The organism is Pseudomonas sp. 9AZ, from assembly GCF_902506525.1.
Taxonomy (GTDB): domain Bacteria; phylum Pseudomonadota; class Gammaproteobacteria; order Pseudomonadales; family Pseudomonadaceae; genus Aquipseudomonas; species Aquipseudomonas peli.
Genome location: NZ_LR733840.1, coordinates 542,660 through 555,179 on the forward strand (window position 1 = coordinate 542,660; position 12,520 = coordinate 555,179).

Annotated in this window: 10 protein-coding genes; 7 read left to right on the forward strand and 3 right to left on the reverse strand. The window is 60.3% G+C overall.

Annotation, left to right across the window (positions count from 1 at the left end; translation table 11 throughout):
* Window position 1: 1 nt before the first annotated feature.
* Complete coding sequence (tcdA, locus tag ALTER154_RS02650) at window positions 2-823, reverse strand: tRNA cyclic N6-threonylcarbamoyladenosine(37) synthase TcdA (protein ID WP_160085143.1); 822 nt, start codon at window positions 821-823, stop codon at window positions 2-4.
* Window positions 824-1,073: 250 nt separating this feature from the next.
* Between tcdA and ALTER154_RS02655 the strand changes: the two genes are divergently transcribed.
* The 4 genes from ALTER154_RS02655 (at window position 1,074) to ALTER154_RS02670 (ending at window position 6,240) form a co-directional block, all read left to right on the forward strand.
* A complete protein-coding gene (locus tag ALTER154_RS02655; RefSeq protein WP_160085144.1) occupies window positions 1,074-3,668 on the forward strand; it encodes a glycosyltransferase in 2,595 nt (864 codons plus the stop codon).
* 93 nt (window positions 3,669-3,761) lie between these two features.
* Window positions 3,762-4,916, forward strand: a complete 1,155-nt coding sequence (gene dapE, locus ALTER154_RS02660; RefSeq protein WP_090248412.1) for a succinyl-diaminopimelate desuccinylase — start codon at window positions 3,762-3,764, stop codon at window positions 4,914-4,916.
* 146 nt (window positions 4,917-5,062) lie between these two features.
* Window positions 5,063-5,866 (forward strand): putative RNA methyltransferase, encoded by an 804-nt coding sequence (locus tag ALTER154_RS02665; RefSeq protein WP_160085145.1) that lies wholly within the window; start codon window positions 5,063-5,065, stop codon window positions 5,864-5,866.
* Window positions 5,867-5,868: 2 nt separating this feature from the next.
* Entirely contained in the window at window positions 5,869-6,240 is a 372-nt protein-coding gene (locus ALTER154_RS02670) for a hypothetical protein (RefSeq protein WP_160089970.1), read from the forward strand.
* A gap of 92 nt (window positions 6,241-6,332) precedes the next feature.
* On the opposite strand, the gene fadD1 is transcribed toward ALTER154_RS02670, so the two are convergent.
* Together fadD1 and fadD2 are read right to left on the reverse strand one after the other, a co-directional pair.
* Complete coding sequence (gene fadD1, locus ALTER154_RS02675) at window positions 6,333-8,021, reverse strand: long-chain-fatty-acid--CoA ligase FadD1 (protein WP_090248415.1); 1,689 nt, start codon at window positions 8,019-8,021, stop codon at window positions 6,333-6,335.
* A 378-nt stretch (window positions 8,022-8,399) separates the two neighbouring features.
* Entirely contained in the window at window positions 8,400-10,088 is a 1,689-nt protein-coding gene (gene fadD2, locus ALTER154_RS02680) for a long-chain-fatty-acid--CoA ligase FadD2 (RefSeq protein ID WP_160085146.1), read from the reverse strand.
* A gap of 185 nt (window positions 10,089-10,273) precedes the next feature.
* On the opposite strand from fadD2, the gene ALTER154_RS02685 reads away from it, so the two are divergent.
* The 3 genes from ALTER154_RS02685 to ALTER154_RS02695 all read left to right on the forward strand — a co-directional run bounded on the left by ALTER154_RS02685 (window position 10,274) and on the right by ALTER154_RS02695 (window position 12,504).
* Complete coding sequence (locus ALTER154_RS02685; RefSeq protein ID WP_160085147.1) at window positions 10,274-11,002, forward strand: ABC transporter substrate-binding protein; 729 nt, start codon at window positions 10,274-10,276, stop codon at window positions 11,000-11,002.
* 72 nt (window positions 11,003-11,074) lie between these two features.
* Window positions 11,075-12,037: an alpha/beta hydrolase gene (locus ALTER154_RS02690; RefSeq protein ID WP_160085148.1), complete on the forward strand. Its 963-nt coding sequence runs from the start codon at window positions 11,075-11,077 to the stop codon at window positions 12,035-12,037.
* A complete protein-coding gene (locus tag ALTER154_RS02695) occupies window positions 12,034-12,504 on the forward strand; it encodes a MaoC family dehydratase (RefSeq protein ID WP_090248421.1) in 471 nt (156 codons plus the stop codon). The genes ALTER154_RS02690 and ALTER154_RS02695 overlap by 4 nt, the downstream gene beginning before the upstream one ends.
* Window positions 12,505-12,520: the final 16 nt, after the last annotated feature.

Genomic DNA, 12,520 nt, shown 5'->3' on the forward strand with positions numbered 1-12,520 from the left:
ATTAGCCAACATCATCATGTGCGGGCCGCCGCTCTGCCGGCCGCCGAGTACCAGCAACCAATTTATCGACGATGCGCGCAGCGGCGACCATGCCAAAAGTCGCGGTCACCATCATCACTGCGCCAAAACCGCCAGCGCAGTCGAGCTTGACCCCCTCCCCCACAAAACCCTTGTACTGACACACCGTACCGTCGGGTTTGGGATAGCGCAGCTGCTCGCTGGAATACACGCAGGGCACGCTGTAATTGCGCCCAGGCGTGCGTGAGAAGCCGTAATCGCGGCGCAGGGTGGAGCGCACCTTGGACGCAAGCGGATCATTCCAGGTTTTGTTCAGGTCGCCGACCTGGATCTGCGTCGGGTCGATCTGCCCGCCGGCGCCGCCAGTAGTAATCACCTGGATCTTGCGTCGCTTGCACCAGGAAATCAGTGCAGCCTTGGCATTGACGCTGTCGATGCAATCGATCACTGCATCCAAGTGCTCAGTGATGTATTCGGCCATGGTCTCACGGGTCACGAAATCCGCCACCGCATGTACCACACAGGCCGGATTGATCGCGCGGATACGCGCCGCCATTACCTCGACCTTGGACTGACCAACCGTGCTGTCGAGCGCATGCAGCTGACGGTTGCTGTTGCTGACGCAGACATCATCCAGATCAAACAAGGAAATCTCGCCCACTCCGGAGCGCGCCAAAGCCTCTGCTGCCCAGGAGCCCACTCCGCCAATCCCGACCACCGCCACATGCGCAGCCGCGAGCCGCTCGGCTCCCAGGCGACCATACAGACGGGCGATCCCGGCAAAGCGTTGTTCATCCACAGGCATTCTTCACTCTCACAAGCCACAAGCGGCGCGCATTATAGGTAGCCGACGAGCCGCACCCAAGCCCTGTCTTGGCCTAGCCCTGTCTATCCGATGAACAGCCATAGCACATTGCCACTATCGGAACCTTCACGACCGACAATCGTCCCATCAATATGCCCGCCTGCCGGCTATACAGCCCAATGGCGGCGGCGTAGCATGCGGCACCCGACGCTCGTCGCTTTTTATTGCCCCTTCGCTGGACCTGCACACTATGCCTTCGCGTAAGTTTGGACTGAACCTGGTCATGTTCCTGGCAATTGCCGCCGTGTTTACCGGTATCTGGGCGCTGTATAACCGCCCGGTAACCGCACCGGATTGGCCAGAACAGATTTCCGGATTTTCTTTCTCGCCTTTCCGCGCCGGGCAAAACCCGCAGCAGGACACCTACCCCAGCGATGAGCAGATGCGCGCTGACCTGGAGCTGCTGAGCACGCACACCGACAACATCCGCACCTACTCGGTAGACGGCCCACTGGGCAACATCCCCCTGCTCGCCGAAGAATTCGGCCTGCGCGTGACCCTAGGTATCTGGATCAGCCCGGATCTGGAGCGCAACGAGCGAGAAATCGCCAAAGCTATCGAAATAGCCAATAACTCACGCAGCGTAGTGCGCGTGGTAGTCGGTAACGAAGCGCTGTTCCGCAGCGAAGTGACCCCGGAAAATCTGATTGCCTACATCGACCGCGTGCGCGCGGCAGTCAAGGTGCCGGTGACCACCTCGGAGCAGTGGCACATCTGGCAGGACCATCCAGAGCTGGCTCAGCACGTCGATCTGATCGCCGCCCACGTTCTGCCCTACTGGGAATTCGTGCCGATGGAGGACTCCACCGAGTTCGTGCTGGAGCGCGCCAAGGACCTGAAAAAGCTCTTCCCGAAAAAACCCCTGCTGCTTTCCGAAGTTGGCTGGCCAAGCAACGGCCGCATGCGCGGCGGCGCCGATGCCTCTCAAGCGGACCAGGCGATTTACCTGCGTACGCTGGTCAATGCGCTCAATGCCAAAGGCTACAACTACTTCGTTATCGAAGCCTTCGACCAGCCGTGGAAAGCCAGCGATGAAGGCTCGGTGGGTGCGTATTGGGGCGTTTACAACCTCGAACGTCAGGCCAAATTCGCTTTCGAAGGCCCCGTGGTGGCGATTCCCCAGTGGCGCTTGCTAGCCATCGGTTCGGTGGTGCTAGCCCTGCTCAGCCTGGCGCTGATGCTTATCGACGGCAGTGCCCTGCGTCAGCGCGGGCGCACCTTCCTGACCATTGTCGCGTTCGCCGGCGGCTCCGCCCTGGTATGGATCGGCTACGACTACAGCCAGCAGTACAGCACTTGGTTCAGCACCTTGGTTGGCCTGCTGTTGGGCATTGGCGCCTTCGGCGTGTTTATCGTCCTACTGACAGAAGCCCACGAACTGGCTGAAACCGCCTGGACCCGCGCGCGGCGCAGGCCGTTCCAGCCGGTCTTGGCCGACAGTGCCTACCGCCCCAAGGTATCGGTGCACGTACCCTGCTACAACGAGCCGCCGGAGATGGTCAAACAGACCCTCGACGCCCTGGCCGCACTGGATTACCCGGATTACGAAGTCATCATCATCGACAACAACACCAAGGACCCGGCCGTGTGGGAGCCGGTTGAGGCGTATTGCAAAGTCCTGGGCCCACGCTTCCGCTTCTTCCACGTCGCACCAATTGCCGGTTTCAAAGGCGGTGCACTGAACTACATCCTGCCGCACACCTGTCCGGACGCCGAAGTGGTGGCGGTGATCGACGCTGATTACTGCGTCGACAAGAACTGGCTCAAGTACATGGTGCCGCACTTCAGCGACCCTAAGATTGCCGTGGTGCAATCACCGCAGGATTACCGTGACGGCAACGAGAACGTCTTCAAGAAGCTCTGCTATGCCGAATACAAAGGCTTCTTCCATATCGGCATGGTGACGCGTAATGATCGCGACGCGATCATCCAGCACGGCACCATGACCATGATCCGCCGTACCGTGATGGACGAGCTGAAGTGGGCCGACTGGACCATCTGCGAAGACGCCGAACTGGGCCTGCGCGTATTCGAGAAAGGCTACAGCGCCGCCTACGCCCACGAAAGCTTCGGCAAGGGACTGATGCCGGACACCTTTATCGACTACAAGAAGCAGCGCTTCCGTTGGGCTTACGGCGCCATTCAAATTATGAAGGGGCATGCACGCAGCCTGTTCCTCGGCAAGGACTCCGAACTCAAGAGCGGACAGCGCTACCACTTCGTCGCCGGTTGGCTGCCGTGGATCGCCGATGGCCTGAATATCTTCTTCACCGTCGGTGCGCTGCTCTGGTCGGCAGCGATGATCATCGTGCCGCAGCGGGTTGACCCGCCGCTGATGATCTTCGCCATCCCGCCGTTGGCGCTGTTCCTCTTCAAGCTGGGCAAGATCCTGTTCCTCTACCGCAAGGCCATGGGAGTTGACTTGGTGCGCTCCTTCCAGGCTGCGCTGGCAGGCCTGGCGTTGTCGCACACGATCGCCAAGGCGGTGCTCTACGGCACCTTCACCAAGACTATTCCGTTCTTCCGCACACCGAAGATGGCCAGCAACCACGGCATCCTGGTGGCCTTGGCCGAGGCCCGCGAAGAAGTGTTTATCATGCTGCTGCTGTGGGGTTCGGCCATCGGCATCAGCATCGTCCAGGGCTTGCCCAGCGCCGATGTGAAGTTCTGGGTAGCCATGCTGCTGGTGCAGTCGCTGCCCTACCTGGCGGCGCTGATCATGGCTTTGCTGTCGTCACTGCCGGCGCCTCAGACAAGCGCGCAGGAAACCGCCGCGGCCAGCTGATCACAGGTGTGCCTGAATGCTAGACGGCGGCCAATGGCCGCCGTTTTGCTTTAAGATGGCGGCCTTTCCGCTTGATGCCGCCTTGGAGCCGCAATGACCGCCAACGCCACGCCCCTCTCCCCGACGCTGGAGCTTGCCTGTGAGCTGATTCGTCGTCCTTCCGTCACGCCGCTTGATGAAGGCTGCCAGGAGCAGATGACGCGCCGCCTTGCCGCCTGCGGTTTCACCATCGAGCCGATGCGTATCGAAGATGTGGACAACTTCTGGGCCAGCCACGGCAGCCAAGAGGGTCCTGTGCTGTGCTTTGCCGGACACACCGATGTGGTGCCCACCGGCCCGGTGCAGAAGTGGCAGCACCAGCCATTCGATGCACTGATTGATGAAGACGGCATGCTATGTGGCCGTGGCGCGGCGGACATGAAAGGCAGCCTGGCGTCGATGATCATCGCCGTTGAACGCTTTGTTGCGGAATACCCGGACCATAAAGGCCGTATCGCTTTTCTGATCACCAGTGATGAAGAAGGCCCGGCGCACCATGGCACCAAGGCGGTGGTTGAACGCCTGCGCGAACGTAACGAGCGCCTGGACTGGTGCATCGTCGGCGAACCCTCGAGCACTACCCTGGTCGGTGACGTAGTGAAAAACGGCCGCCGCGGCTCGCTCGGCTGCACCCTCACCGTACGCGGCAAGCAAGGTCACGTGGCCTATCCGCACCTGGCGCGCAACCCGATTCATCTGGCCGCGCCAGCCCTGGCCGAACTGGCCGCCGAGCATTGGGACGACGGCAACGCGTTCTTCCCGCCGACCAGCTTCCAGATTTCCAACCTCAACGCAGGCACCGGCGCGACCAACGTGATTCCGGGTGAGTTGAAGGCCATCTTCAACTTTCGTTTCTCGACTGAATCGACGGTAGAAGGCCTGCAGCAGCGTACTCAGGCCATCCTCGACAAACACGGCTTGGATTTTGAACTTGACTGGGCACTCTCCGGCCTGCCTTTTCTCACCGAGCCAGGTGCCTTGCTCGACGCCGTTGCGGCCAGCATCAAGGCCATCACTGGCCGCGATACCAAACCGTCTACCAGCGGCGGCACATCGGACGGGCGCTTTATTGCCACCCTTGGCACCCAAGTGGTCGAACTTGGTCCGGTCAACGCCACCATCCACCAGGTCGACGAACGCGTGCTGGCCAGTGATCTGGATGTGCTGACCGAAATTTACTACCAGACCCTGGTCAATCTGCTCGCATGAAAATCCATGAACAAGCCTGCTACGCACCCCGATAGCTGCGTTGGGCGGTACTCGCTCCTCGCCTATCTATTTGATATGTCTCGTCGCTGCGCTCCGTCCGCCTTGCTCTCGGGGCGCTCGCGACGGCCTGTTAATGGATTTTTCGCATGCTGATCTGCCCGATCTGCCAGGCGCCGCTGCAGACGCTCGACAATGGTGTGGCCTGCCCGGCCAACCACCGTTTCGACCGCGCACGCCAGGGTTACCTGAACCTGCTGCCTGTGCAGCACAAGAACAGCCGCGACCCCGGCGATAACGCCGCCATGGTCGAGGCGCGACGGCGCTTTCTCGACGGTGGGCATTACGCCCCTCTGGCGCAGCGCCTGGCCGAACTGGCTGCCGGTTATAACCCGGAACGCTGGCTGGATATTGGCTGTGGCGAGGGTTACTACACCACACAGATCGCCGACGCCCTGCCACAGGCCGATGGCTATGCCCTGGACATCTCCCGCGAGGCGGTCAAGCGCGCCTGCAAACGTGCGCCCCAGCTGACCTGGCTGGTGTCGAGCATGGCCCGTGTGCCGCTGGCAGACGCCAGCTGCCAATTACTCGCCAGCGTCTTCAGCCCGCTCGACTGGCAAGAAGCCAAGCGCCTGCTCGCCACCGGTGGTGGCCTGCTGCGCATGGGCCCGACCCGCGAACACCTGATGGAGTTGCGGCAGAAGCTGTACGACGAAGTGCGTGACTACGATGATCAGAAACACCTGGAGCTGATCCCTGAGGGCATGCGCCTGGCCCACAGCGAAACCCTGACCTTTAATCTGCACCTGGACAGCAGCGAGGCCCGCGCCGACCTTCTAGCCATGACCCCACACGGCTGGCGCGCCAGCGCCGAGCGCCGCGCGGCGGTAATCGCCGAACCTTGCGACGTAACTGTCGCCATCCGCTACGACTGGATCGAGAGACTATGACCATGCGCCAACCGGATATCGAGATTTACCTGAAAGACGCCGACCACACCGCCATCGGCGAGTGGCTGAACAGCGCACTGGGCAGCTGCACGCCTTGGCAGCAGAAAGGCCAGACCTATAAATGTACGGCCGGCGACGTACCCGTCACCTGGCTGCCCAAAGCGGTTGGCAAATGGAACAGCCTGTATCTGGAAAGTGATACCACGCCCTGGGCTGACGACCTGGCCTGCGCTCAAGCGGCCTACGCCGCACTGAATGTTGAAGTCCGCTGCGCGCCGGGCGGCTGGCAGGAAGAAGAAAGCGACGAGCAAGCCGACCGCTGGATGCGCATCAGCGCTGATGGCGTAGAGGAAATCACCTGGCGCACAGCTTGACCGACCACTGAAACTAAAGCTCACCGCTGTTCGATCGGTTTAGTCGCAGACACAAAAAACCCCGCCTAGGCGGGGTTTTGTTTAGCGCGATTTTACTTCTTGCCCATCTTCTTCAGTTCTTCATCACGCAGTTCGCGGCGCAGGATCTTGCCCACGTTGGTGGTCGGCAGGATGTCGCGGAACTCCACCGCTTTCGGCACTTTGTAACCCGTGACGTTGGCGCGCATGTGCTCCATCACCTGCTCTTTGGTCAGGGTTTCACCCGGTTTGACCACCACAAAGATCTTGATCGCTTCGCCCGACTTCTCATCCGGCACACCGATGGCTGCGCACTGCAGCACACCTGGCAGAGTGGCGAGCACGTCTTCCAGCTCGTTCGGGTAGACGTTAAAGCCGGACACCAGAATCATGTCCTTCTTACGGTCGACGATACGCATGTAACCGTCTTCCTGAATCACCGCGATATCGCCAGTCTTCAACCAGCCTTCGGCGTCGAGGATTTCGTCGGTGGCTTCCTGGCGCTGCCAGTAGCCCTTCATCACCTGCGGGCCTTTGACGCACAGCTCACCAATCGAACCCAGCGGCTGCTCGACACCTTCGTCGTCGATCACCTTACACACGGTCGACGGTACCGGAATACCGATGGTGCCGATTTGGATATTGCTGAACGGGTTGACCGAAGCCACCGGGCTGGTTTCGGTCATGCCGAAGCCTTCGCAGATCGAGCAACCGGTCACCTGCTTCCAACGCTCGGCAGTCGCCAGTTGCAGCGCCATACCGCCGGAGAAGGTGGCTTTCAGGGTAGAGAAGTCCAGCTTGCGGAAGTCCTCGTTGTTGCACAGGGCAACGAACAGGGTATTGAGGCCGACAAAGCCGGTGAATTTGTACTTGGCCAGGTCCTTGGTCATCGCCGGCAGATCACGCGGGTTGGTGATCAGCACGTTGTGCCCACCAATCAGCATCATCGCCATGCAATGGAAGGTGAACGCATAGATGTGGTACAGCGGCAATGGCGCGATCAGCACTTCGCTGCCTTCGCTCATTTCTGAGCCCATCAGTGCCTTGACCTGCAGCATGTTGGCGATCAGGTTGCGGTGGGTGAGCATCGCGCCCTTGGCCACGCCGGTGGTGCCGCCGGTGTATTGCAGCACGGCAATTTCACCATTGGCCGGAGCTGCTTCTTTCACGCTCTGACCACGGCCTTTGGCCATGGCAGCAGTGAATTTGACGGCTTGCGGCAGGTTGTAGGCCGGGACCATCTTCTTCACGTGCTTGACCACGCTGTTGACCAGCAGGCGCTTGAGCGGCGAAAGCATGTCGCCGACTTCAGTGATGATGACCGTCTTGATCCCGGTTTTCGGCAGGACCTGTTCAGCCAGGTGGGCCATGTTGGCCAGACTGACCAGGGCCTTGGCGCCGGAATCGTTGAATTGGTGTTCCATTTCCCGCGCGGTGTAGAGCGGGTTGGTGTTGACCACCACCAGACCGGCGCGCAGGGCACCGAAGACAACAACCGGATACTGCAGCACGTTGGGCAGTTGCACGGCGATTCGGTCGCCAGGCTGCAAGTCGGTGTTCTGCTGCAAGTAAGCGGCAAAAGTGCCGGACAACTCGTACAGCTCACCATAGGTAATGGTTTTACCCATATTGCTGAAAGCGGGCTTGTCGGCGAAGCGTTGGCAGGACTCTTTCAGTACCGCCTGGATGTTCGGGTACTGGTCAGGATTGATTTCGGCAGCAATCCCAACGGGATACTTATCCTTCCAAAAGTTTTCGGTCATGGAAGCCCACTCCTCAGCAACAGCTTGATCTTCACCGCGCGTAGACGGTTGTTTATTGTAGATTTGCGTGTTTTCTGCGATTTGAACGGCAAAAAAATTACCGGGAGCAATTTTTGACGTCACACAGCAACAGCCTGGAAAGCAGGGTCGCCATGGATGGTGGATCACAAAAAAGCCGCCCGAGAGTAGCAGCTTTGCCAAACAGCGACTAGCACCAATAAGCGCCGCAGCAGTCACAAAAATGACCAACAAGGCAATTTAAGTCATTTTTATTGATGACGCTGAAAGCAGCGAGTTACAGGGGTTGCGCGGGGATTGGCGGAGGTTTCATACAGCCGCAGCTTAACCTGCGGCTGTATTGACGCGACCGTGTATGCGTCAGGCGATATCGCGCAGCTCGCGACGGAGAATCTTGCCTACCGGGGTCATCGGCAGCGAATCACGGAAGACGATCTGCTTGGGCACCTTGTAGCCGGTGAAGTTCTCCTTGCAGTAGGCCTTCAGTTCATCGGCGTTGAGGCTGCTGTCGCGGGCCACCACGAACAGCTTGACCGCTTCCCCGGACTTCTCATCCGGCACGCCGATGGCCGCGCAACTGGCGACTTTCGGGTGAGCCATGACCACATCTTCGATCTCGTTGGGGTACACGTTGAAACCCGAGACGATGATCATGTCCTTTTTGCGGTCGACAATGCGCACAAAGCCATCCGGGTCGATCACCGCCACATCACCGCTCTTGAACCAGCCCTCGGCGTCCAGCACCTCGGCGGTGGCTTCTTCACGGTTCCAGTAGCCCTTCATCACCTGCGGGCCCTTGATGCACAGCTCGCCGCGCTCGCCCAGGCCTTGCTCAACGCCGTCATCATCAATGACCTTGAACGCCGTACCCGGCACTGGAATGCCCACCGTGCCCAGACGCGCTTTATCGCCATAAGGGTTGGTACTGGCCACTGGCGAGGTTTCGGTGAGGCCATAGCCTTCAACCACAGTACAGCCGGTCATCGCCTGCCAGCGCTCGGCGGTGGCTTTGACCAAGGCGGTGCCGCCGGAGTTGGTGACCTTGAGCTTGGAGAAATCCAGTTTCTGGAACTCGGGGTTATCCATAAGCGCGACGAACAGCGTGTTGAGGCCCAGCAAGGCAGAGAACTGCCACTTGCCCAGCTCCTTGACGAAGCCTGGAATGTCGCGCGGGTTGGTGATCAGCACGTTGTGGTTGCCGTTGACCATCATGCACATGCAGTTCGCGGTGAAGGCATAGATATGGTAGAGCGGCAGCGGCGCGATCATGATTTCCTGGCCCTGCTTCATCAGCGGGGTGCCATCGTTGCCCAGCTGCGACAGGCAGGCATCGACTTGCAGCATATTGGCCACCAGGTTGCCGTGGGTGAGCATCGCGCCCTTGGCCACACCGGTGGTGCCGCCGGTGTATTGCAGCACGGCGATGTCTTCCTGGCCGACCTTGACCGGCTTCAGCGCATGCCCTTGGCCCTGCTTTAGCGCATCCTTGAAGCCCACCGCCTGCGGCAAGTGGTAGTCAGGAACCATCTTCTTGACCTTCTTCACCACGGTGTTGACCAGCCAGCCTTTCAGGCTAGGCAGCATGTCACCCATCTTGGCTTCGATCAGGTAGTCGATCTCGGTATCCGGCAGCACGTCCTGCACCAGCTTGCCGAACATGTTCAGGTACACCAGCGCACGCACGCCGGCATCCTTGAACTGGTGGCGCATCTCGCGGGCGGTGTACAGCGGGTTGGTGTTGACCACAATCAGCCCGGCGCGCATAGCGCCGAATACGGCAATCGGATACTGCAGCACGTTGGGCATCTGCACGGCGATGCGCTCGCCCGGTTGCAGGTCAGTGTGCTTTTGCAGGTAGGCGGCAAAGGCCGCCGAGAGCCGATCAAGCTCGGCATAAGTCAGGGTCACGCCCAGGTTGCTGAAGGCGGGCCGGTCGGCGAACTTCTTGCACGAACGCTCGAACACCTCGATAACCGACTTGTAAGCCCCCAGGTCGATGTCATTGGGTACGCCGGCCGGGCGTTTGTCACTCCAGAAATCAGGCTGCATTATTTTTATCCTCTTGCCCTGAGATGGTCTAATCCGCGCTGCGGAGTTGGCTGGAAGTTAACAGCTAACGCCAAACAGGCAAATAGCCGAGCAGCGTCATTGACGCACTGAATCTTGCCGCTCCCTATGGAACTATCCTGCCGCGCCACCTATAACCAATCTGCACCCTGCGCTGACGGCTCCCCATGCCTATCGTTCTATTCGTTGCAACATTGCTGTTTTTCTTCGCGCAATCGGCGCAGGCCCAGCCACAACTGCGCATGGCCACTCTGGAATACCCGCCCTACAGCTCTGAACACCTGCCGGATGGCGGCAGCATCGTCGCCCTGACCCGCCGCGCCTTTGCTGTACGCGGCTATCCGCTGCAGATCGACTTTCTACCCTGGGCGCGAGCGCGCGTTGAGCTGGGCAACGGCAACTACCAGGGCGCGCTGGCGCTGTGGCCCAAGGAGATTAACGAGGAAGGGCTGCAGCCCTCCCGCCCACTGTTTTACAGCGAACTGGGGCTGTTTATCCGCAACGGTTATCCGCTGCAGTTCAGCCAGCTGCAGGAATTACGCGGGCGCACCCTGGGCATCGTGCGCGGCTACGGTTACCCACAGCATATTCTCGACGCTGGGCTGACCCTCGAAGACGCCGTGGACGACATCAGTAACCTGCGCAAGCTCAATGCCCGGCGTTTCGACATGGTGTTGCTTGAACGTATCGTCGGTAACCATTTGATCGCCAACGATGAGCAACTGCGCGGCAAGCTCAGCTGGCAGGGCAATGTGCTGGAGCGCGTCCCGCTGCTGGTCGGCTTTGTTCCCGCCAAGCCCGGCGAACCGGATTGGAGCGCAGTGTTTGAGCAGGGCCTGCGCGATCTACACAGCAGCGGCGAATATATGCAGATATTGCGCAGCCATAATCCTTAAACCCGCACGGACTTTGCGCCGCGCCGCGCGGGGTGCACAATGCGCAGCTTCTGCAGGCTTAAGGGATTCGCCATGCTCCACCAAGCGTTCTGGCTCAATAGCACCGATGCAGCGCCCCTCTTTATCAACCGCTGGTACGCCGAACAGCCGCCGAAAGCGTTGCTGATGGTCGCTCACGGCATGGCCGAACACAGCGGGCGCTATGCACGCCTGGCCGAAGCACTGGTGGCGCAAGGCTTCGAGGTGTATGCGCATGACCAGCGCGGGCACGGTAAAACTGCCGAACATGGCCTGCTCGGCCACTATGCCGACAACAAGGGCTGGGAGCTGGTGGTCAATGACCTGGCCCACCTTAACCATCATATGCGCCAAACCCACCCGCAAACGCCGATATTCCTGCTCGGCCACAGCATGGGCAGCTACATCAGCCAGGCCTACCTGATGCACCACAGCTGCAGCCTGCAGGGCGCTATTCTTTCCGGCTCCAACTACCAACCCGTGGCGCTGTACCGCGCCGGCCAGTTGCTGGCACGCTTCGAGCGCTGGCGGCAAGGGGCGCAGGGGCGCAGTGCGCTGCTGGAGTTCGTTTCGTTCGGCTCATTTAACAAAGCCTTCAAGCCCAACCGCACCGCTTTCGACTGGTTGAGCCGCGACCCGCTGGAAGTCGACAAATACATCAATGACCCGCTATGCGGCTTCCGCTGCAGCAATCAGCTGTGGGTCGACCTGCTCGGCGGCCTGCAACAGATCACCCCGCTGGAAAATCTTGCGCAGATCGACAACAGCCTGCCGCTGCTGGTGATCGGCGGGGCCTGTGACCCGGTCAGCGACGGCCACCGTCAGCAAGACCTGGCTAATGCCCTGAGCGCCGCCGGCAACCAGCACGTACAGGTCAAGCTCTATCCCGATGCACGTCATGAGCTGCTCAACGAGAGCAACCGCGACGACGTCACCGCCTACATCATCGACTGGTTGCAACAGGCTCTCAGCCAACCGCGCCAGTGCCACCAACAGAGCCAAGAGAGTCACCAATGACCCAGAGCAGCAACACGCCCTACGACGCCCTCGAAGTCGGCCAGACCGCCAGCTACAGCAAGACCGTCAGCGAACGCGACATCCAGCTGTTTGCCGAAGTATCCGGCGACCACAACCCGGTGCACCTCGACGCTGAATATGCCGCCACCACCATGTTCAAGGAGCGTATCGCCCATGGCATGTTCAGCGGTGCATTGATCAGCGCCGCCGTGGCCTGCGAACTTCCTGGCCCTGGCACCATCTACATCGGCCAGAGCATGCGCTTCACCGCACCAGTGAAGCTCGGTGACACCCTCACCGTGCGTCTTGAAATCCTTGAGAAACTGCCAAAATTCCGCGTGCGTGTAGCCACTCGCGTGTTCAACCAGAACGATGAGCTGGTGGTCGATGGCGAAGCGGAAATCCTCGCCCCGCGCAAAGCGCAGACCGTTGAACTGACTCAGCTGCCGCCCATCACCATCGGCTAAAAATTGCTCACGATCG

Bases quoted from the DNA above. Each gene is read 5' to 3' on its own strand.
- ALTER154_RS02695 (WP_090248421.1), top strand. From the start codon at position 12,034: ATGACCCAGAGCAGCAACACGCCCTACGACGCCCTCGAAGTCGGCCAG.
- ALTER154_RS02685 (WP_160085147.1), top strand. From the start codon at position 10,274: ATGCCTATCGTTCTATTCGTTGCAACATTGCTGTTTTTCTTCGCGCAA.
- fadD1 (WP_090248415.1), bottom strand. From the start codon at position 8,021: ATGACCGAAAACTTTTGGAAGGATAAGTATCCCGTTGGGATTGCTGCC.
- tcdA (WP_160085143.1), bottom strand. From the start codon at position 823: ATGCCTGTGGATGAACAACGCTTTGCCGGGATCGCCCGTCTGTATGGT.
- ALTER154_RS02690 (WP_160085148.1), top strand. From the start codon at position 11,075: ATGCTCCACCAAGCGTTCTGGCTCAATAGCACCGATGCAGCGCCCCTC.
- ALTER154_RS02655 (WP_160085144.1), top strand. From the start codon at position 1,074: ATGCCTTCGCGTAAGTTTGGACTGAACCTGGTCATGTTCCTGGCAATT.
- fadD2 (WP_160085146.1), bottom strand. From the start codon at position 10,088: ATGCAGCCTGATTTCTGGAGTGACAAACGCCCGGCCGGCGTACCCAAT.
- ALTER154_RS02670 (WP_160089970.1), top strand. From the start codon at position 5,869: ATGCGCCAACCGGATATCGAGATTTACCTGAAAGACGCCGACCACACC.
- ALTER154_RS02665 (WP_160085145.1), top strand. From the start codon at position 5,063: ATGCTGATCTGCCCGATCTGCCAGGCGCCGCTGCAGACGCTCGACAAT.
- dapE (WP_090248412.1), top strand. From the start codon at position 3,762: ATGACCGCCAACGCCACGCCCCTCTCCCCGACGCTGGAGCTTGCCTGT.